General features: G+C 62.4%; 8 protein-coding genes and 1 pseudogene. 6 read left to right on the top strand and 3 right to left on the bottom strand.

Annotation, left to right across the window (positions count from 1 at the left end; all coding sequences use genetic code 11):
- Window positions 1-858: 858 nt before the first annotated feature.
- Both ACKI2N_RS32735 and ACKI2N_RS32730 read left to right on the top strand, forming a co-directional pair.
- On the top strand, window positions 859-4,956 hold the full coding sequence (locus ACKI2N_RS32735) for an AAA family ATPase (RefSeq protein ID WP_420996542.1): 4,098 nt from the start codon (window positions 859-861) through the stop codon (window positions 4,954-4,956).
- Between the two features lie 782 nt (window positions 4,957-5,738).
- Window positions 5,739-7,094 (top strand): hypothetical protein, encoded by a 1,356-nt coding sequence (locus ACKI2N_RS32730; RefSeq protein WP_420996541.1) that lies wholly within the window; start codon window positions 5,739-5,741, stop codon window positions 7,092-7,094.
- A 1,135-nt stretch (window positions 7,095-8,229) separates the two neighbouring features.
- Here ACKI2N_RS32730 and ACKI2N_RS32725 read toward each other — a convergent pair.
- A complete protein-coding gene (locus ACKI2N_RS32725) occupies window positions 8,230-8,616 on the bottom strand; it encodes a hypothetical protein (RefSeq protein ID WP_420996540.1) in 387 nt (128 codons plus the stop codon).
- 1,229 nt (window positions 8,617-9,845) lie between these two features.
- Here ACKI2N_RS32725 and ACKI2N_RS32720 point away from each other — a divergent pair.
- Entirely contained in the window at window positions 9,846-11,132 is a 1,287-nt protein-coding gene (locus ACKI2N_RS32720; RefSeq protein WP_420996539.1) for a phospholipase D-like domain-containing protein, read from the top strand.
- Between the two features lie 416 nt (window positions 11,133-11,548).
- Here the strand turns inward: ACKI2N_RS32720 and ACKI2N_RS32715 are convergent.
- Window positions 11,549-11,719: pseudogene (locus tag ACKI2N_RS32715) on the bottom strand (transposase domain-containing protein); the annotation flags it as partial.
- Between the two features lie 197 nt (window positions 11,720-11,916).
- Here ACKI2N_RS32715 and ACKI2N_RS32710 point away from each other — a divergent pair.
- Window positions 11,917-14,205, top strand: coding sequence for a sacsin N-terminal ATP-binding-like domain-containing protein (locus ACKI2N_RS32710; protein ID WP_420996538.1), 2,289 nt, complete (start codon window positions 11,917-11,919; stop codon window positions 14,203-14,205).
- 205 nt (window positions 14,206-14,410) lie between these two features.
- Window positions 14,411-17,215: a protein NO VEIN domain-containing protein gene (locus tag ACKI2N_RS32705; RefSeq protein ID WP_420996537.1), complete on the top strand. Its 2,805-nt coding sequence runs from the start codon at window positions 14,411-14,413 to the stop codon at window positions 17,213-17,215.
- 962 nt (window positions 17,216-18,177) lie between these two features.
- On the opposite strand, the gene ACKI2N_RS32700 is transcribed toward ACKI2N_RS32705, so the two are convergent.
- Complete coding sequence (locus ACKI2N_RS32700; RefSeq protein WP_420996536.1) at window positions 18,178-19,122, bottom strand: LysR substrate-binding domain-containing protein; 945 nt, start codon at window positions 19,120-19,122, stop codon at window positions 18,178-18,180.
- Window positions 19,123-19,279: 157 nt separating this feature from the next.
- Between ACKI2N_RS32700 and ACKI2N_RS32695 the strand changes: the two genes are divergently transcribed.
- Window positions 19,280-20,302: an aldo/keto reductase gene (locus ACKI2N_RS32695; RefSeq protein WP_420996535.1), complete on the top strand. Its 1,023-nt coding sequence runs from the start codon at window positions 19,280-19,282 to the stop codon at window positions 20,300-20,302.
- Window positions 20,303-20,305: the final 3 nt, after the last annotated feature.

Genomic DNA, 20,305 nt, shown 5'->3' with positions numbered 1-20,305 from the left:
TTGGCGCGCCGTGGAGAGGCTCGATGCGAGAGCGTTATCCAAAGTTGTAGGAGATGTTTTGCTCGCTCCTACCCCCGCAATGGCCGGCACCGGCTTGGGCGGCGAGCCGGCCGGCGCTGGCGTCGTCTCGGTTCGGGCAGCATGGCGGGCTGGCACGTGGGCGCTGGCGTGTCGTGCTCTCCCGCTATTGTGCATGCCAGCAGTTGGTCACGCCGCTGGCCCTCGTCGGCCGGCCGCAGCCGGCGCTGTTGGGCTGTGCGGTCGCTGGTCGGTTCGCGAATGAACGGTTCGCACCAGCGCACCGGCCGCTGGTGGGCCTGTCCGAGCGTGGCGCTACAGTGAGTGCGGCGGCTTGGTCGGGCGCGTGCCTGGCCAAGCCGGCATGCTGGCAACCGACGAATCGGCAAAACCCGGCAGCCTGGCCGCCGCCGGTGGACTGGGCCTGCCAAGGAATTCTGAGCAGTGCGCGAGCAGGGGGGCCGAGCACGCCGCTACCATGGCCGCGACCGGCTTCTGCGGTCATTCGCCAGTAGACCAATGCCGACGTTCGAGCGTCCCTTCCACACTAAACAACGGTCACTTGTGGCCTGCTTGCAGCCGTTGCCTCTTCAGTTATCTTGGCCGTTCGTAACAGAGGATTTGTCGTGACGAGGGGCGCTATGCATCCAACTTGCTTCCGTCGAAGGGGCACAAGGCGCGGAAAGCGCCCGATCCAGCGAAAGCCCAATGCCTCGTCGATTACCCAATCGATCTGCTAGAGGAGCTTCTTGGCCTGGTGCTAAACTCAAAAAATTGACCATCGCAGATTCGCCGTCCGGCCGAACGAAACGGTCGTGCCGACTAAAAGAAATGGCAACGATGAACAAAGATGAGCTTTTCACTGCTGGAAATGATGGGCTGGTGCCGCTAGGCGATGTTGCCCGGCAGGCTGTCGATTCACTTCGCGGGTACGCCTATCAGGTAACGGCAGCGGCACTCGCTTGGCTCGATCTCGATGAAGGGGGCCGGCTCTATCTGGAAGTAGCGGAAGATTACGCGGTCGTCGTCCACCAAGCGATCGAAACCGTACAGGTCAAAGATACGGAAGCCTCGGGGAGTGTCACACTCAATACCGGTAGCGTTCGGGACGCGGTTTCGGATTTCGTGTCGTTGACAGCCAGCAACCCGAATGTGGATGTGCACCTTCGATATTTCACGACTTCTGAGATTGGGACGGAAAGAGCGGTAAACGAGCGTCCGGGTGGGATGGCCGGTCTTGCGTATTGGCGGAACGCGGCCACCGGTGCTGATGTTGGGCCGCTTCGCTCGATATTGGAAAGCGACAAGTTCTCGGCGGCGGTCCAGAAATTCGTGAAGGACCGGGAGGATGAGGCTCTCCGCCGCGATATGCTCCGCAAAATCCATTGGGATTGTGGCAAGCCCGACCTCGCTTCGCTTCGCAAGGAATTTGAGCTAAGGCTGGTGGTGGTCGGACGCGATGTCTTCAATCTTCCTGCGCCCGAGGCGACGCGCATTGCGGACGCGCTGATCTACCGAGTGCTTGAGAAAAGCATCGCCAAAAATTCGGCCGACCGCGTCCTAACGCGAGCAGACCTTTATCTCGCCGCGGACCACGCTACTCGGATTTTTGTTCCCCGAGCAATGGCTGACATGCTGGCTTTGATTTCGTCCGGCCTAACAACTTCTGCATTGGCGGGCCTTGGCGCAGGTCTACCCGTCGCCGTCGCGGAGCCAGGTTGGCTCGTCGCCGGCAGCTCGTTACCGCTGGCCAAGGATATGGTGCCGCGCACGGCAATCGAGGCTGACATTGCCGACCGGTTGCGTCGGCTCGGTACTAGCATTGTTACTGGTGCGAGCGGTCTCGGTAAGTCCTCGGTGGCACGCGCGGTTGCGAGGAAGTTGGCAAATGAGTTCGTGATAGTCGATTTTCGAAACAGCGACTCCGGGGAAACGCGTAGCCGCCTCGATGCGATGGTCTCGCGAATCGGCGGTCTCACCTCGTCGATCGTCATCTTCGAAGATCTGAATCATTTGAACGATCCACTTGTCGCGCCGGCCATGGCGCGGGTCTTCGAGGCGCTGCGCCGGCGCGATCGCGCAGCGATCGTCACGTGCTATCTGCCACCCACGGCGAGAGCTCTCTCAACCGCTGGCCTCAATGCGGGCTGCAGAGTTGAGTGTCGGTATTTTACAGAAAGTGAAGCAGCGGAACTGGTGACGGTTCATGGTGGCGATCCTAAGGTTTGGGGACGCCTTTCTTATGTCACCGGAGCTTTCGGGCATCCGCAATTGGTGCATGCATTCATTGTGGGAATGGCCGCGCGCGGTTGGCCTCGCAGCGAAGTTATGGACATCGTCGGCGCTGGACTTTCAACCGGAGATATCGACTCGGAACGGGAAGCAGCGCGGCGCACGCTTGTTTCTGTACTTCCTGAGAACGCGCGCAATTTGCTCTATCGCCTTAGCTTGACCATCGGCCGTTTTGATCGAGCAATGGCACTGACCGTTGCCAACGCACCGCCCCCGCTCGCACGCGCCGGTGAATGCATGGATGCTCTGATCGGGCCGTGGTTGGAAACGGTAGGCCGCGACAGCTATCGTGTTTCTCCGCTGGCGGCTCGGTCTGGCCAAGGGATGATGTCGTCCGCCGAGCAGGCCAGTATCCATAGTGCAATCGCAACGCAGTTCATGGAGAGCGCTACCATCAACGTCGATGACGTCGATGTCATCATACTGCACGCGATGCTTGGCAAGAACGAGCGAGTCTTGTTCGCGCTCGCCCACAGCATTTTGATTTCGGACGAACGCACCATTGGGCTTCTCGTTGATAACCTCACGGCGTTCAAGCTACTTCGTACCGACACGCCGATCTATCCGGACAATCTTCGTGTATCGGGAATGCTGCGGATCGCGCAGTTCAAGATTCTGGTCGCAGCCGAGGAGACCGACAAGATCGCGGAATGCGTGCATGCCTTGTTTAGCGAGACGGAGCAACAACCTGATGGCGAAATGCGTCACGCCTTCCGCGCGCTGTCCTTCGCGGTTGTTCTTAGCACGATGGGCATCGCCAATTATCTCGACAACTGGCTTGACCTTCTGCAGCAATTTCAAGCGATCACGGAAGCAGATGAATTTCCGAGCGGTATTCAGAACAATTTTGAAGAAAAAGGTAAGCAATCTTCAAACCTATTTGGACTGCTCTTTGCCATCGGCAGCGCAAGCCCGTCTACTGTCGCGAAACTTGAAAGTGTGATTAACCAGTTGGACGAGGTTGACCCAGCCCGACACACCCTTTATCTCAACGCCATTGGTGAAATCGCGCCCGATTACTCTGTGTTTATTAATAGTGCCTGGACTTTGGAGCGCCGGCACGGCGCTTTGAATGCTAGCGACGCGGCGGAGCGCTATCGCCGTATGGCGATCAAGACCGTCCCTTGGGCCATACGGGCGATTTCGATCCAGTGCCGGGTCGCGCAATCTGTCATGCTCGACGAATATACCAACGATCGCGAAGGTGCGCTGAAGGTGCTGGACGACGCCGTCGAGGCACTCGGCGATGATGTCTTGCTATCCCGCGCTCGCGCTAAGATCTACTGGCGCGCACAAGATCACGAACGGGCCTTAGCAATCTTGCGTGACATCGCAGACGAGGTTGGCCGTGACAATCATGTCGAACGCGCTTTCGCTCTGCGAGAAGCGGCGATCAGCGCCGCGAAGTGCGGCGAGTGGGCGCAAGCGGAAAAGTGGTTCTTGGAAAGCAAGGAAGCTGCAGCACAGTGTCAACTTCCCGACATGATAGTCATGTCGGTCGGTCTTGGCGCAGATGCTGCCGTGGCCGCTCTTCAAATCGAACAGGTGAAACGTGCACTAACAGGCCTACGAGATGCTCTTGCAGACCTAATGGACATTGATCCTGGATCTTCGCTTCGCGCCGCATATTGTCACCAGGTGGTCCGCCACACGGTGCTTTGGGCGCAGGCGCGAATTGACAGAAACAACCTGGAAATCGACGGAGAGCCCATTACGATAGTGCCAGGCTGTTGCAGTAACCCTGAACCACTAAGGGCTGTTACCGAGCGTCTGCTCGGTCCGATTGACCTTGCCTGGTACATGCTTGCGGGATCCGAAGTGTCGAGTGGTGAGAATGTGAGCATAGCCGACAATTTAAATGAGCGGCTTGCGAGTGGTCCGATCCCCACACTAGAACTCGACCTTCGCGCAAGAAGAGTAACGCGTGACGTAACAGATTTGAACGCGCCTGGTTTTGCGCACCATCTTTGGAGTTACGCCGAGGCGGTTGCACATCTGTTTCCGCAAGCACAACAGGTGGGGGCAACATTAGATATGCTAGAGCCACTGCGAGGAGCCATTCCAGCGGCGCTTCGCATCGACCTTTCCCATCCCGTAGTGTCCGCCGTCGTCAGCGATGCCGTGTTTGCATATCTCATTATCGCCGCCTGCGAGCATTCTGCAGAAGGACTTTCGGACCTTAGTGCGGCACTGAAGGCTAGATTTGGCGGTGATATCGCTGGTGCCACGCTTTCTCGCGCAACTACGAAGCTTCAACTGCCTCCAGCAGCGTCGTTCGACGATGCTTTGGTCGATTCCGTCAGATCGTTCAAGAGCGACGCGAGTCTGACTCCCTTGGCATACGGCGTGGCGGCAATACGATTTGTCCAACAAGCCAGCCGATCGCGATTCAAGACACACCTAATCTCTGCCATTGCCTCATGGCAGCGCAAGGCGTGGACGCGGATTGTCGGGACGGAGACTTTCAGGCTGTCACGGCCTCAGAAGACGGTCCCTGCGATTGAGGCCGCGCTGTCCATAGCTAATGACGACGAGCGCTTCCTCGGTGCTCTGTGTCCCGCCGTTGCGGGTGCTATCGGGGTGACGCTATCGCAAGAAATGCTTGGAGAATTCGCAAATCTGGCCGCGGTCTCTCCGGCTGCATAGCGCCTATCAAGGAAGCGCAGTCAGAACAAACCTCCTCACTCTGAAGCGAACGCACTGAGTTGGCCAACTATCCACGGCAAGAGTCATAAGAACGGCCGTTGTACCATCGAAAGCGGGTCTTCAACATGCGCGGCCATGATTGGCGGTTGTGGGTCGGCAACTGCCCTCCGTGCCCGGCGCTCGTCCCCGTCTCTAGGTCGCTTGCAGACCCAGTGTGTGGCGGCCTGCCAGGCGCGCGTCAGCGTACTCTCCGCATCGAGGTCGATTCGGCGACATGCGCTGGCAACTGGTGGTGTTGGCCCTGGGCGGTCAGCTGGCCGGCGCTGGCGTCGCCTCGGTTCGGGCTGCATGACGGGCTGGCACGTGGGCGCTGGCGTCTTGCGCTCTCCCGCTGGCGTGCGTGCCGGCAGTTGGTCGCGCCGCTGGCTCCCGCCGGCCGGCAGCGGCTGGCGCCGCGGGGCTGTGCGGGCGCTGGCCGGCTCGCAAATGAACGGTTCGCATCGGCGTGCCGGCAGCTGGTGGGTCTGTCCGTGCTGGCACTACAGCGAGTGCGGCGGCCTGGTCGGGCGCGTGCCTGGCCCGCGCCGGCATGCTGGCAACTGACGGCTCGGTAAAACCCGGCAGCCCGGCCGCCGCCGGTGGCCGGGGCGGGCACGCCGCTACAATGGACGTCGCCGCCCACATTCAGGCACTCAGCAGTAGGCAGAATATGACGATGAGCGCGGTCCTGAATGGTCTAAGAGAGGAAGTTTGGGCGCGCCATCTTCACGTTTGGGGGGGGGATGCAAGACATCAAACAGGTTCGTTTTGAGGCGCTGGCCGCGTATTGCCGGCAGCCTTTCGCACTTCTTGCTGGCGAGGAGGTGCGGTGGCTTGAAGCTTACGACGAGGAGGTGCTTGTAGTCGTGATTCGCGACATCACGGATGGCGACTACTCGGCCATGCTGCTTGTGCGAGACCTCAAGGAGCGGTATCGCATGGTCGAAATGACAAAGTTTTTCGACACTGTGGACGAGGCGCTGGCTGCGGCGCCTGACCTTGTTGAGAGAATACATGCTGATTTCGGGAGGCAGAGAGCGCAGGGCGACGAGAAAGGAAAGCCCGTTGAATTCTTCACCCCCATCGTTGCAAAAGCAAAGCTGAACGTCGATTTCTCGACCATCATTTCACTCGAAGAGTACTCGCCAGCCATTGAGCTGATCAAGCCCATGATGCGTTGGTACGAGGACGCGGACGGCAATTTCGTCGAGCAATTTCAAACGACTGGCTTCGATGCTAGGCTCTGGGAGCTGTACCTGTTCGCAGCGCTGGTTGAGTCTGGCTACATCTTTGACAAGGCGTTCGCCATGCCTGACTTCTGTGCACGAAACGCCTTCGGCGAGTTGTTTGTTGAGGCAACGACGGTGAATCCCAGCCGCACATCCACCGGCGAGCTGGTGCCCCCCCCGCCGTTGGACACGGCAGAACAGGTACAGGCATTTCAGAGGCATTACATGCCAATTCGATTCGCGGGGCCGCTGACTGCAAAGCTCGGCAAGAAGTATTGGGAAAAGGAAAATGTCAGGGGGCATCCATTGGTTCTCGCTATCCAAGACTTCCACGCGCCCGGCTCCATGCTCAAGAGCAGGACGGCGCTGCCTATCTACCTTTATGGCAGGGTGTGGGAGTGGCAAAAGGATGTTACGGGTACTCTCGTTACTACCCCAAAGAAGGTCGAAGTACACGTTTGGGGACAGAAGACTGTGGCGTCTGGCTTCTTTGCGTTGCCCGGCGCCGAGAACATTAGCGCCGTGATTTCCAACGCAAGCGCCACGATGGCCAAGTTTAATCGAATGGGCGTTCTTGCGGGATTTGGTTCCAAGCGCGTCCACTTGGTGCGCGAGGGGGCTGCCGCGAATATTGACCCAAATTCCGAGCGACCAACATCCTTCAATCACGACGTAAACTCTTCTAACCACAACGAGACATGGATGGAAGGAATGGACGTGTACCACAATCCCAATGCTGTGCATCCGCTGCATCCAGAGATGCTCCCGGGTGCTGCGCACCACTGGCTGCGGGCGGATGGACAAGTCGAATCCCATGTGCCCAAATGGCAACCCTTCGGGTCCAATACTCGTATTTTCGTCGGGGACTAGTCTCTGGGCCGCTCTGATCCTCTGGGCGGCGTACAGTGCAGTCGATTCATTGAGTGCTCCCTTCGAGAGGACGGACGGTATTGGGTCGTCAGTCGTCCGTCATGTCATCTCGGCAAAGATCCTCGCCTGGAAGGCAAAGGGCGACGCGGTTTTTTAGGTATCCGGTGCGGCGGGCTCTGGCCCCGTTGGGTCGCCGGCGACGTCAGGTCGCCTGCATGACTCGGGCGAGCAAGCGGAAATTGGCTGCCTAGGTCCCGGCAGGTCCGACCGGCGCCGCTGGCTCTCGCGCGTCAGCGCACTCCTCGCATCGAGGCTGGTTCGGCAGCCTGCTGCTGGCAGCTGGTGGTGTTGGTCTTGGGCGGTCAGCTAGTCGGTGCCGGCGTCGCCTCGGTTCCGGTTGCATGGTGAGCGAGCATGTGGGCGCTGGCGTGTTGCGTTCTACGGGTGGTGTCGGTGCCGGCAGTTGGTTGCCCGGCCGGGCGCCGCCGGTGCCGCGGGGCAGTGCGGGCGCTAGCCGGCTCGCGGATGAACGGTTCGTTCCGGTGCGGCGGGAGTTGGTGGGCCTGACCGCAGGCGAGCACTGCGCGAGCCGGGCGCGGCGCTTCAGTGCGCGCGTTGGCCAGGTGGGCGCTTGCCTAGCCCGCGCCGGCGGGCTGGTAAGCGGCGGTTCTCTAGTTCCCAGCCCGCTCGACCGGCGTCGCCGGCGCTCGCGCGCGTCGGCACGATCCCAGCCACGAGGTAGGCCCGGCGTTCTGGCGCAACTCGTGGTGGTGCCGGCCGAGGTCGGCCGCGGCGCCGGTGGCGCTGTGAGGGCACTCCCAAGACTCCGGTCTCGTGTTGTTCCAGCAAGCGCTGAATGGCCGCGTCGTGCACGGTCGGCACTGATGGCCAGTGGCCAACGATCAAGGACGACGCCAGCGTCAGCGTGCCGCCCACGGTTGGATCGCCCAGTGACTTCTGAGCGGCGCGAGCTGGGAGCGGACGGAGGCATGCCACCGCTACAATGGCCGCAGCCAGAAGCGGCCTCTGAGGTCTGCTGCCCCGTCGAGCACCGACGACTTCCTTTAGCTCAGGCTGCGCCAAAGAGGGCCGGGACACTCAGTTTTGCGCCCCGATCTCACGGAATAGGGTCGAGTTATTCGACCTCATCATCGACTGTTTCATCGCCTGGATGGTCACGATCGTAGGCGTTGTAGATGTCGCTTTCGCTGGAACCGAGCAGCCCCTTTTCGATCAGGCGCTTATGGCCCAACTTCGGCCAAGTAGACATCTTGGCGGTTTGAATCGCGGCGAACTCAGTATCGGAATGCTCAATAAAGCGCCAACCATAGGCAGCCATATTTTCCGCGATATCCGATAGAAATGGCTCGCTCAGACGCGCCCAGCCGGAAACACGCCGCAAGACGGTGCGCGAAATACGAAATCGCGATACTTCACGGCTTTTCTCTGCGCCGAACAGCTCCGCGTTCAGGATGAGGAGAAGGGCCGTGACCTCGGCCGGATACTTGGTTCGTTTAGGCATTCAATCTCCAGATTGAGTGATTGGTAACGGAAAGGATTGGCGTCCACATGAGACGGATTGAATCTTCGCACAAAAACAAGGAAAGCACAATAGGTCGTCTAATTAGGCGATTAGATGGCGTTTATTGTTCGAGTTGGCGTGATGACGCTCGTGAGTGCGAACCTCTTTTGCCTCGAGGACTGTCCGCTTAGGGGTCGTCGACTGCCCTCCGTGGCCGGCGCTAGTCCCCGTCTCTAGGTCGCATGCTGACCCAGTCTGCGGTAGCCTGCCAGGCGCGCGCGGGGGCAGAGCCGGATTCAGCCTGCAGGCAATCCGCGGTGTCGAAGATCCCAGCCAGCCTGGCCGGTGCCGCGGGCGCCCGCACGCATCAGTTCACTTCCGGCATCGAGGTTGGGTCGGCGTGCTGTCGGCGCCTATTGGCGGTGCAGGCCTTTGGGGGCGAGTTGGCCGGCGCTGGTGTCGCCTCGGTTCGGGCTGAATGGCGAGCCAGCATGTGGGCGCTGGCGTCTTGCGCTCTCCCGCTGGTGTGTGTGCGGGTAGTTGGTCGCGCCGCTGGCCGTCGCTGGCAGGCCGTGGCCGGGACCGCGGGGCTGTGGGGGGACGCTGGCCGGCTCGCGGACGAACGGTTCTCACCGGCGTGCCGGCAACTGGTGGGCCTATCTGCGCGTGGTGCTGCAGTGAGTGCGGTGTTCTGGTCGGGCGCGTGCGCGGCCTGCACCGGGGTGCGCGGTGCGGCTGCGACGGGGCGTCGGCACGCTCGGCGGCGGTGGCCGGTAGACTTGCCGACCATGCTGGCGCCGCCAACGCTGCCAGCCGTGGCAGGCCCGAATGATGACTTCTGAGAGGTGCGAGCGGGGAGATGGCGTGACGTGCCACAATGGCGGCTACCGGCCACGAGCGGCCATTAGCCTGTGAATGCAAGTGGCTTTCGGAACGCCCAGTCGGAACGGAACAAGCGACGGCTGTCTTCAGTTGCGCTTCTCACGTCCACTGGCGGCACTGCCGTCGCGCGCGGCTCTACGTAATCAGCCCTCCAGCATTACCGACTCAAATACCCGGTATTGCGACCTTCCGGCAGAGGTGCGGTGATGTGATCGCCGAGGAGGGATAAGCAGCGAGGCTCGACTAGGCCGGTCGAGGCTGCGGCGCAGCTACTCGACCGGTCTACACTTACCCGCACGTGATCCCCCGAGCTACGATTAGAATCGCCACCAACAACAAGAAGAACCATGATCCGACGGCTCAAAGTGAAACTCACCTCGGTCGCCACTTGGCTCCAGACGGCAGGTGTCGCCAAAATCTGGCGCTCTGAGGTGAACGAGCAACCATCGGTTGTAGTCCTCTCCCCGTATCTCACATCGAGAACGGCTGACGAAGTGATAGCGGCCGCCGCCGGCCCCGCACGGATCTACACCCTCTTCAAGGCTGAACTCTTCGCAACCGGAGCTTCATCGATCCGTACACTTCGTCGGCTCGCAGAGGCCGGACATGAACTCTACGAACTCGAGGACCTGCATGCCAAAGTGGTGTTAGTCGAGGGCCGGTTTGCCAGTGTTGGGAGCCAAAACCTGACCTCCGGCGGAACGAAGCGGCGCGAACTGACCGCCATGTTTCGAGACATCTCCGCCGTTCGAGCCGTTCAAGCCCTGATTGAGCCTTGGACTGAGGACGCATTCCACATCACCATGGAACGGATTGAGCAAATGGAGGCGCGACTTGGACCGCTGACGAAATTGGCCCGACAGCTAAATGAAGCCGCAGACTTGGTCGACGAGGCTCTGGCGCCTCTAAGGGGGCCGGCTTCGCCGGGGTTCGCCGCCCGAGCTATCGCACGCCAGATCCGCGGCAAGCGTTTGACGAAGCTCCAGGGAGTAATCCGCGAAGCCACGCTTTCCTTTCCCAAGCGCGGTACGGTCCGGCGGGCGGGGGATCGGATGACGCTGAAGGTCAAAGGCCAGTCGTTACTTGAGTGGTATCTGGCCACCTTGGAGTACATCTACCTTCAACCGAAGCACCGCTATCTGTGCATCAACGAAGATCGGGGGATCATCGGCTGGGCACGGGTCAACAAGACCCGAATTACGTTCATCAACGGCGGCCTCAACTTCGAAGAGCCACACGAGATTGGCCCTTACACGTTCCACATCAAATTCAAGGCCCTTTGGGACGATGCGGCTGCCGCCAACCTGGAGATCGAACTGGCGCATGTGGCGATGTGGCGAGGGCTTCGCGTTCGCGCCTGGTTTGATAGCCGGGACCTGGAAGTGATCGACACTGATTTCTGGCCAACCGAGCCCGCAGCCTCGGATCGCTTCGCAAATGCCGCACGCTGGATCCGCGAACACCACGTTCAATTCGCTCAGGTCATTGTCCCCCTGCTGACGGACCCGTTCAAATACAAAGAGAACCTTGTAGGGGCAACGGCCGCCAGCTTCTTTGGACCGGAAGGAACCGAGGTCGATGTCTTCGTTGGAAATGACTGGGGCGTCCCGGTGTTGGTGACCCGCGACGTCTAAGCCGGCTCCAGCACGGGCGCCAACCGATCGGCGAACGCCAGTTTCGCGGCGTCGACGACCTCGCGGTAGTACTCCGTGATTGGCCGCGACGCCTAGAGTGGACGCACGAGTCCTGACATCGGAGGCGCCGAAGCAGTCCGCAATGCGTCTCGCCATTTACGGCTTGCCAGCCAAGCCTCTCTGGCGCCTAGTCCCAGTCGTCATCGTCGATGTCTTCGTCATCGTCGTGTGTGGACACGTACTCTTTGTCTACGAAGAAGCGAAGCTCATGGTGCGAGTACTCAATTGATCGGGTTACGAAAAGCTTCGCACTGTCTGTAACGTACTCAACGGGAAAGCTCAGTAACTGCGTAAGCATCCGGCCATCACCGTCCTTGACGACGGTCGGCGAAGCCAGGTCGTGATGCTTGATGGCGTTATGGCGTTGGCGCGTCGAGGGTCGCCAACTCGGCAGCGACGGCCCAGGGCAGCAGTTTATCGATCCGGTTGATCGGATGATCGGCGATGCGGCTCAGCACATGGCGCAGGTACGCCTCGGGATTGAGGTGGTTGAGCTTGGCGGTGCCGATGAGGGTGAGGATACGCGCCATGAGCGTGCGCTGAAAAGTGATTGCGGACTGTAGCAATCGTGGGTAACTTCCGATGTGCGACGGCAAGTGGTCACCGTGCTTGGCGAGGGACGAGCTATCAAAGCGCCCCGTGCTGCAAGTCCCTTTGACAACATCGAAACCTTGCTTTCATTCCAGGAAGCGCTATCTAAATCGTCCAAACGAAGGGGCCAGGTATGGATCAAGCGGTGATACAAACGGACGACGGCTACGCCAAGAAGTTGGTGGTTACATCTGCAGCGCAGCTCACGTCGGCCGCAGCGCTCATTGATAGCGTCACTCGCTCACAGCTTGAGCACGCTTTAGACGGGCAGCGGCGCGGCCTGAAGGTGTACGAGAGCCTGAGGAGCCTAAACGAGATCATCGGTACGCAGTACAGCGACCGCGTCCTTTTTGAGCTGCTTCAGAACGCCCACGACGCGCATGCCGTCGGCGAGAAGGGCGAGGTCGCCATCCACTTGGTGGTAGACGACGACAAGGGGATACTGCTCGTTGCCAACAAGGGGCGCCCCTTCTCCCACTCGAACTTCGACGCGATCCGCAACATCGGGACGAGCGATAAGGAGATCGGCGAAGGCATCGGAAACAAGGGCCTCGGCTTTAGAAGCGTCGAGGCGCTCACCAACGACGTCCACATCTTTTCCGCTGGCCCCCAAATACCGGCTCCCGTGTTCAACGGCTACTGCTTCCGGTTCGCATCAACCGAAGAGATCGCAGAGCTTTTGGAGGAGATTGGTGCTTCTACCGAGGTGGCCGCTATGGTCGCCGCCGACATTCCACGCTACCTCGTGCCCGTCGCCGTTACTGAGCAGTCGGACGACGTGCGCCGCCTCGCCTCGCTGGGGTACGCGACGGTCGTCTGTTTACCATTGGCTTCGTCGCGCGAGGTCGAACTGGCAGAGAAACAGGTGGCCGCGCTGACGAACTCTGCCGCGCCAGTCCAGCTCTTTCTCGATCGCCTCGCGTCGCTGGAGGTCTCGGTCGTTCGAGCCGGGGTCGAGGTCGAGAAGGCGACGCTGTCCCGCGCGGTTGAACCGCTCTTGCGGTACGCGTCGTCCAACATTCGAATGCAACGCGTCACGCTGAACGATGGGAGCGCTTTTCTCGTTGTCAAGCAGACACTACGTAAGGACGCCGTACTCGCGGCAGTCGCAGAGAGCATTCCGGCGGCGCCGCCACTTAAGCGCTGGCTTGCCTGGAAGGGCGACGCTGTCGTTTCGATCGCCGTGTGTCTCGATAAGGCAGTCGCGCCGCGCTTGTACAACTTTCTTCCAATGGACGACCACGCAGTCTCGCCGATGGCCGGCCACATCGACGCGCCGTTCTTTGCGGACATCGACCGGCGCACCATCAAGCCGGACCTGCCGCTGAACAAGCTGTTGATTGAAGCCGCGGCCGAAACCGCGGCGAAGGCCTGCTTAGCGATCGTCGATGAAGGTTTGGCCTTACCAGCCAGAGCAGTTATCGACATGGCCGCCTGGTCGGGCCCGAGGATAGTGACGATCGTCGAAGCGTTTAAGGCTCTCGGACGGCCGATCACAGACGCCGCGATTTGGCCCGCTACATCTAGCGCAGGCGTCAAGTGGGCGCCGCTCAGAAAGCTCTACGCATGGCCGGACGTCCGGACCAAGCAGATGACCCCGTCGCGGCTTGAGTCGATTGCCGATGCCCATATCCTTGCGAGCGTATCCGACGCTCAGCTCTCCCGGATCAGGGCGCTAGCGTCCGCCGTGTCTATGCCGCTCGATCTGCGTGCGGAACTGCTGTGCGAATGGGTCGAGGCGACGGCGGAGTATCTCTCTTCGAAGAAGAAAAAGACCGCATCCGGGTGGCGCGACTTCTACCAAGACGTGCTCTCGATCTTCGGTGCGTCGAAGATCGACCTGGCCGCGTTGGTGGGCAGGAAGGTGCTTCTGGGCGACAACAACAAACTTCTCGTCGCAACCGCGGATGGCCTGGACGATGCTCCACCCGTGTTTGCGCGGATGCCGGACGCGCGCGGCAAGCGCACCCAGGGGCCACCCAACCCCCCTTCGGCCATTGCGCGCAAGTTCAGGTTCCTGAACCAGCAAGTCGAGGTCCCCAACGACGTCATCAACAGATTCGAGAAGGCAGGCCTCCTTCGGCACTACGACCCCGTCGAGGCGCTGGCTGCGCTCAAGGGGGCGCTGGAGTCCGGAACGGATAACCAGCGACAGGAAGGCCTGATGTGGGCCTTTCGCGTCTGGCTCGCTACAGGCGACAAGTCAGTCGAGACCGCGCTGCGTCAGGCCGATCTGTGCGTGCCGTGCGTGGGCGGCTGGATGCGCGCCGAAGACGCCCTAATGTCCTCGTCGTGGAGCGCCCTCGGACGAACGCTCGAGCAGTATTTCGACGAGGCCGCGCCCGTTTCCCCGGACTGCAAGGCGCAGCGCAACCGCCTCCTGATCGCCTTCTCCAACTGGCCGCGCGCGCGCCGACGATAGGCGCGAGGACTGGACGCGCTTCCTGCAGATTCTCAAAGTTCCGGACGGACTGGAACCCGTAGCTGTCAACCTGCGTCGTGTGGGCACGCCGAACGGCCACTGGAACTCGTTCCTGCGTTCTGGCAACCCGAAGGTAGGGTTCGACGAGACCTGGATTAAATACGCTTCAGGGAACAAGCTGTTATACCCGCAGACTGAGTACAGCATGCGCAGCGACGCATGGAGAGTGCCGGGCCAGCTCGAGCACGATCACCTCCCGAACTCCGCAAAGGAGGCGCTTTCGAATCTACTGGTCGCCTATCTGAGAGCCCACGGGCAGAGGCACTTCGAGTTCGACATCCGACCGTGGCACGGGCATCAGTCCGTCACTCTTCCAACGCCCTTGTACGTCTTCCTACGACATGGCGGGTGGCCGGCGAGCGCCCGCTATGACGAAGTCGTCTTTGCACGGCCTTGCGACAGCTGGTCTACGACGGTGGCCCGGCAGCATCCCCCCCGCTTCGTGGCGCGATTTAAGTCCGAGCCAGGCGCCCGCGAGGAGCTTCCCTCGATCCTATTCGACCCCAAGATCGGTCTTCGCGACTGGTCGGCCCCGTCTAGCGCGCCCGACCGGCTAGCTTCCCTCGCTGCGGTGGCCCCGGACCTTTCCGCCGCCGAAAGGCGCGACCTGCGCGACCAAGTCCGCCGCGCATGGGCCGACATCGTAGAGAGCCGCAGTGCGCTGTCCGCCTCACTTCAACTAATAGTGGAGCGGGCTGGAAGCCTCGAGCTTCTGAAGGGCAGCGAGCAGGACCCGCCAGTCATCTACGTAACGAGCGAGCCTCAGGCCTTCGCTGCTCGTTCCCTGAACGACGCAGGCGAGGCGGTGCTCGACGTGGGGGAGACCGAGGCCTCTCTGATCTGCGAACTGCTCGAGGCGACCGGCTGCTTTTCTCCGCGGCTAACGAACTCCGGCGAAGTGCAGCTGGTCGTTGACGGCGCCCCATTCGAGGCCTTGCCCGACACCCCCCCGCTGGTGGCCGGCGGGCTGTCATGGCTGAGCGATGTGGCCGTCCTGGCGCACGAGCACCTTGGCGACCCTCTGGAGACGCGGACGCTGCCCACGGACGAGCTCGACCGTCGGCTTCGCGCAATACGCGTCAGGCGCTGCCGCGAATTCGCCCTCATTATCTCGGGGCTCGAGATACCGGTGCGCGGGGGGGAACGAGTGCACGCAGTACAACACGCCCGAATCCCGACGCTGCTCGTGAGGACTGACAGTAACATCGACCTGCCGCTACTGCTCGAAGCATCGCAGGCGCTCACCAAACTGCTCGGATCGCGGCGCAACACGCTCGAGCTTCTGCTGGGAAGGTTGCAGCGCGACGGCTACACGGGCGGTGTGGCGGGGCCGTCCGAGGACATGTTGGCCAGGGCCATTGGCAGAGACGTCAGCGTCGTGCGCGAGCACTTCGCCGCGACGAAGGGCGGCATACAACGCCGCGTCGACGCGGTGCTCCCGGCAGTGGCCTTCCTCAAAGACATGGAGGCCGCCGAGCGGCTTCGGGAGCGGCATGCCCAGCTCGGCCCCGCCCTGCAGCTTCGCGCCTGGCTAGTAAGTGAACTCCAGGCGGAGTTGGCCGACCAGTTGCTCGAGGTTGTCGCCGAGACCGACGACCAGAGGGCAATCTGTGTGCGGCTTAATTTGGGCTTCGCCGCCTTCGGCCGCACGCTCGCCGAGCTCGGCTACCCGCCGATGAACGACGAGGCGGACTTTCGCCGCCTCTTCAGTGCGTACCTCGCCGAGTTGGCCCCCTTGATACGCGCTCGACTGAGGCGAGCCTTTCTGCCCGATTGGCAAGCCGCTGCGCCGCTCGACGGGTACGTGATCCTGCGAACGCTTGAGTTCATCCAGTTCGATCCGCAGTGGCTGTCGCAGCTGGAGCAGCTCGATCAAGCCCGGGTCATCGCCCACGCAGATCTGGCGGCGGAGAGAAGGCTCGGGGCCGACGACCCCGCCGTCGAGCTTGAGGCCTTGGAGGTCGTTGTAGCAGCCAACCGGAAGCACGTGACGGCGCGGCACGCGGACCTAACGAACCTGATACGCGCTTGGTGTAGGAAGAACGGCGCCGAACAATCGAGCATCGCGGGCGCGGTCGATGCCCAGCAGCTCGTGCGCAAGCTTGACCAAGCCGGTCTATTGGACTTCGAGACGATCGCGCCAGGTGCTTTGCCGGCACTGCTGCGTCGCGCCGGCTGGTGGCCAGCGAACATGCCAACCACGGAGGCTCTGCATGACTTGGGCCTGACGGCGGAGGACTTGAAGCACGAAGAGCAGGAGGCTCGCGAGCTTAGTCGAAAGGCCGAGGTGACGCGCCGCAGCATCCTTTTTGCGGGACGCTCGCTGGACACCGGAAGCCCCAACTTCATCCTAGAGTTCGAGAACCTCGCGGACGCGGCCATCGCTCAAAGCAACGAGTGGTTCTCCCGCAGTCGCGTCGCTCGCCTGCTACAGCAGGAGGAAGCGGGCAAGCCGCGGCCGGGATCCAGCGGGGGCGGTGGGGGCAAGGGCGGAATCTGGCGCAACCAACCGTCCGATGCAACCCGCACAGCGATGGGCATGGCGAGCGAATGGCTGGTGTGGAAGCTACTCTTCCGGCGCCATCAGAAGGAGATGTCGGACGAGTGCTGGGTCTCGTCAAACCGCGAAAAGTTCTGCACCGGCCCGGCAGGCGACGACTCCTTGGGCTACGACTTCCGGGTCGTGACAGCGCGCCACGAATACCTCTACGAGGTTAAGTCGGCGCTTGATGCTGGCGGCGAGTTCGAGCTAACGGCCCGAGAGCTTGAGGTTGCCGGCAGTGCGAGAGAGGACAGAAAGCGCAGGTACCGCATCCTGTACGTGCCGTTCGTGTTCGACCCGACCCGCTGGACTGTGATGATCCTGCCGAACCCGGCCGGCACCGAAACGCGCGACCAGTTTCGTGTGGTGCGAAGCGGCTCCGTTCGGTATCGCTTTGATCAGCGCTAGACCCAGCGCGGCTGCCGGCACGACGTGCGGAGTGAAAGCAATACTGTCATTGGCTTCGATAAGCCCGGCGACGACCGCGCCAGCAAATAATCCGGCGACGGGCACATTCCTGGCCCACCGACCTGCAAGATAGGGTTGTAGAGGTCTGGAGCATCAGAGTGGCTGCAGCTGCGCACGCCTCGAGTGACTCTGATTAGCCTTTAGCGGACTTGCTCGAATATCGCTTCGGCCGGCCGCTTAAGCCGTACAGCCGCTGTTGTCTTGCGTGAACAGTTGTCTGCTCGACAACCGAAGCGGTCATCAAGGTTCTTCAGATTGACCGGCAGCGATGGGTCGTTAGCTGCCTCCATGCGCGGCGCTCGTCCCCCTCACGGTCGCATGCAGACCCAGTGTGTGGCAGCCTGCCACGCGCGCGTCAGAGAACTCCCCGCATCGGGGGTGACTTGGCGGCATACTGCTTGCAGTTGGTAGCGTTGGCCCCGGGCGGTCAGCCGGTCGGCGCCGGCGTTGTCTGGGTTCGGGCTGCATGGTGAGCCAGCATGTGGCGCTGGCGTCTTGCGCTCTCCCGCTGGGGTGCATGCCGCAGTTGGTTACGCCGCTGCCCTCGCCGGCCGGCCGCGGCGGCACGTGGGGCTGGGCGGTCGCTGGTTGGCTGCGAATGAACGTTTCGCACCGGTGCGCTGGTAGTTGTTGGGCCTGTCCGTGCGTGGTGCTGCAGTGAGTGTGGCGTCTAGGTCGGGAGCGGGCTGGGCCCGCACCGGCGTGCTGGCAACTGGCGGCTTTGCGGATTCCCCCCAACCTAACTGGTTGCGTCCGGCTCGCGCACGTCTCATGGCGGCGGCCGGTCCATTCTGGCGCCCGCGGTGCTGCCAGCCTTGGTGTATGAAGTCTGGAATCTCATCTCGCGGACGAGCTTGCCAGCGGTCAGGTTTATTTCAAGCCGGCAGGGCTTGTGCGATGCCTCAAACCGCAGCAATCTGTCGCCGTTCCCTGGCGGCCATCACCCTCTCGCTCACCCCACTACTCTCCAGCAACATCCTCCGAAAACTCTCCACCAGCGGTCGCAGGTTGATCCTGTGCCACGCGGCCCACAGCGGCGTGCGGTAGCTGAACCACGACAGGTCGCGCAGCACCACGCCGGCGGGCGCTTGGTGGCGCAGGCTCTGCTGAATCATGGTCATGCCGAGGCCGGCGGCGACCAGGCCGAGGGCGGCCAGCGGTTCGGTGGCTTCCATCGTAATGTCGGGCGTGAAGCCGGCGCGCGCGCAGGCGGCGACGAAGGTGTCGTGCCGCAGCGCGCTTTCCTTGTGCATCACGCCGATCCACTTCTGCGCGGCGAGGTCGTCGGGCGTGAGGTGTTCCGTGGCGGCCAGCGGATGGCCTTCGGGCAGCGCCAGCAGCATGGGGTCGTTGAGCACCTGGGCGGCGTCGAGGTCGGGGTCGTCGGCCGGCGGCGGCTCGCAGACCAGGGCGATGTCGAGGCTGCGCTGCCGCAGGCCTTCGAGCTGCGCATCGGACTGCTGGTTGTACAGCGCGATATGCACTGCCGGGCGTTTGCCGCGCAGGTCGCGCAAGGCATTGGGCAGCACGCCGGAGTGCATCGCGTATTCCAGGTAGCCGATGCACAGGCCGCCTTCGTCGCCCTTGCCGAGCCGGCGCGCGAGCGATTCCAGGCGGTTGGCATGGGTCAGGAAGGCGCGCGTCTCGGCCAGGAACGTACGTCCGTCGGTGGTCAGGCGGATACGCTGCTGGGAGCGCTCGAACAGCGTCAGACCGAGCTTTTCCTCGAGCTGGGCGATCTGCCGGCTTAGCGGCGACTGCGAAATGTGCAGCCGCTCGGCGGCCCGGCCGACGTGCTCGTCCTCAGCGACGGCAACGAAATAGTGAAGCTGGCGGATGTCTAGCATGTCGGGCTCTCTTCGGATCCGGTCATCGGCCCCAATCAGACCTGTCAGACCTTGCGGGACTTAAGTTATCCATATTCTGTCTTGGACAGACTTAACTTGCAACCCTAGACTTGCCTCACCCAAGTCACTTATTCACCGGACTTCACTGGAGCAAGTCATGAGCATCAAAGACAAACTGCCCGCCGGCAGCCTCCTCGGCTTTGGCACCGCGCCGCTGGGCAACATGTTCCGCGACATCCCCGAGGCCGAGGCCACCGCCACCGTCGACGCGGCCTGGGACCACGGCATCCGCTATTTCGATACCGCGCCGTTCTACGGTGCCGGCCTATCGGAGATCCGCCTTGGCCGCGCGCTGGCCGGGCGCAACCGTGACGACTATGTGCTCAGCACCAAGGTCGGCCGCCTGATCCTGGACGAGGTGGAAGACGCCAGCGCCCGCGATCTCGGCGAGAAAGGCGGCCTGTTCGCCACGGGCCGGCCAAACAAGATGGTCAACGACTACTCGGCCGACGCCACGCTGCGCTCGATCGAGGACAGCCTCCGGCGCCTGGGCACGGACCGCCTCGACATCGTCTGGGTGCACGACATCGCCCAGGATTTCTACGGCGACGAATGGCTCGCCAGATTCGAGAGCGCGCGCACTGGCGCGTTCCGCGTGCTGACCCGCCTGCGCGAGGAAGGCGTGATCAAGGCCTGGGGCCTGGGCGTGAACCGCGTCGAGCCGATCGAGCTGACGCTGGACCTGGCCGAAGCGCAGCCCGACGGCTTCCTGCTGGCCGGCCGCTACACGCTGCTGGACCATGCGCGCGCGCTGCAGCGCCTGATGCCGGCGGCGGCCGCACGCCGGGCCGAGATCGTGGTCGGCGGCCCATACAGTTCGGGCATCCTGGCCGGCGGCGCACATTACGAGTACCAGACGGCGCCCGCGGAAATCGTCGCCAGGGTCGAGCGCATCAACGCGGTGGCGCGGCGCCACGGCGTTGGCATCAAGGCCGCCGCCTTGCAGTTCTCGCTGGCCAACCCCGCCGTCGCGGCGGTGATCCCCGGCGCTAGCCGACCCGAGCGCATTGCCGAGGACGTGGCCGCGCTGACGGAAACCATCCCGGCGGAGTTCTGGCGCGAGATGCGCGAGCAGAAGCTCGTGGCCGCCGACGCGCCGCTGCCTAGCGATCACGCCTGAGCT

The sequence above is a fragment of the Cupriavidus sp. 30B13 genome, assembly GCF_049059565.2.
GTDB lineage: Bacteria > Pseudomonadota > Gammaproteobacteria > Burkholderiales > Burkholderiaceae > Cupriavidus.
Note: the sequence above shows the minus strand (reverse complement) of the source record. Positions and strands in the feature narration are given on the sequence as shown.

Excerpts from the sequence above, each read along its gene's own strand:
- ACKI2N_RS32735 (WP_420996542.1), top strand. The coding sequence starts at position 859 with ATGAACAAAGATGAGCTTTTCACTGCTGGAAATGATGGGCTGGTGCCG.
- ACKI2N_RS32730 (WP_420996541.1), top strand. The coding sequence starts at position 5,739 with ATGCAAGACATCAAACAGGTTCGTTTTGAGGCGCTGGCCGCGTATTGC.
- ACKI2N_RS32725 (WP_420996540.1), bottom strand. The coding sequence starts at position 8,616 with ATGCCTAAACGAACCAAGTATCCGGCCGAGGTCACGGCCCTTCTCCTC.
- ACKI2N_RS32720 (WP_420996539.1), top strand. The coding sequence starts at position 9,846 with ATGATCCGACGGCTCAAAGTGAAACTCACCTCGGTCGCCACTTGGCTC.
- ACKI2N_RS32710 (WP_420996538.1), top strand. The coding sequence starts at position 11,917 with ATGGATCAAGCGGTGATACAAACGGACGACGGCTACGCCAAGAAGTTG.
- ACKI2N_RS32705 (WP_420996537.1), top strand. The coding sequence starts at position 14,411 with ATGCGCAGCGACGCATGGAGAGTGCCGGGCCAGCTCGAGCACGATCAC.
- ACKI2N_RS32700 (WP_420996536.1), bottom strand. The coding sequence starts at position 19,122 with ATGCTAGACATCCGCCAGCTTCACTATTTCGTTGCCGTCGCTGAGGAC.
- ACKI2N_RS32695 (WP_420996535.1), top strand. The coding sequence starts at position 19,280 with ATGAGCATCAAAGACAAACTGCCCGCCGGCAGCCTCCTCGGCTTTGGC.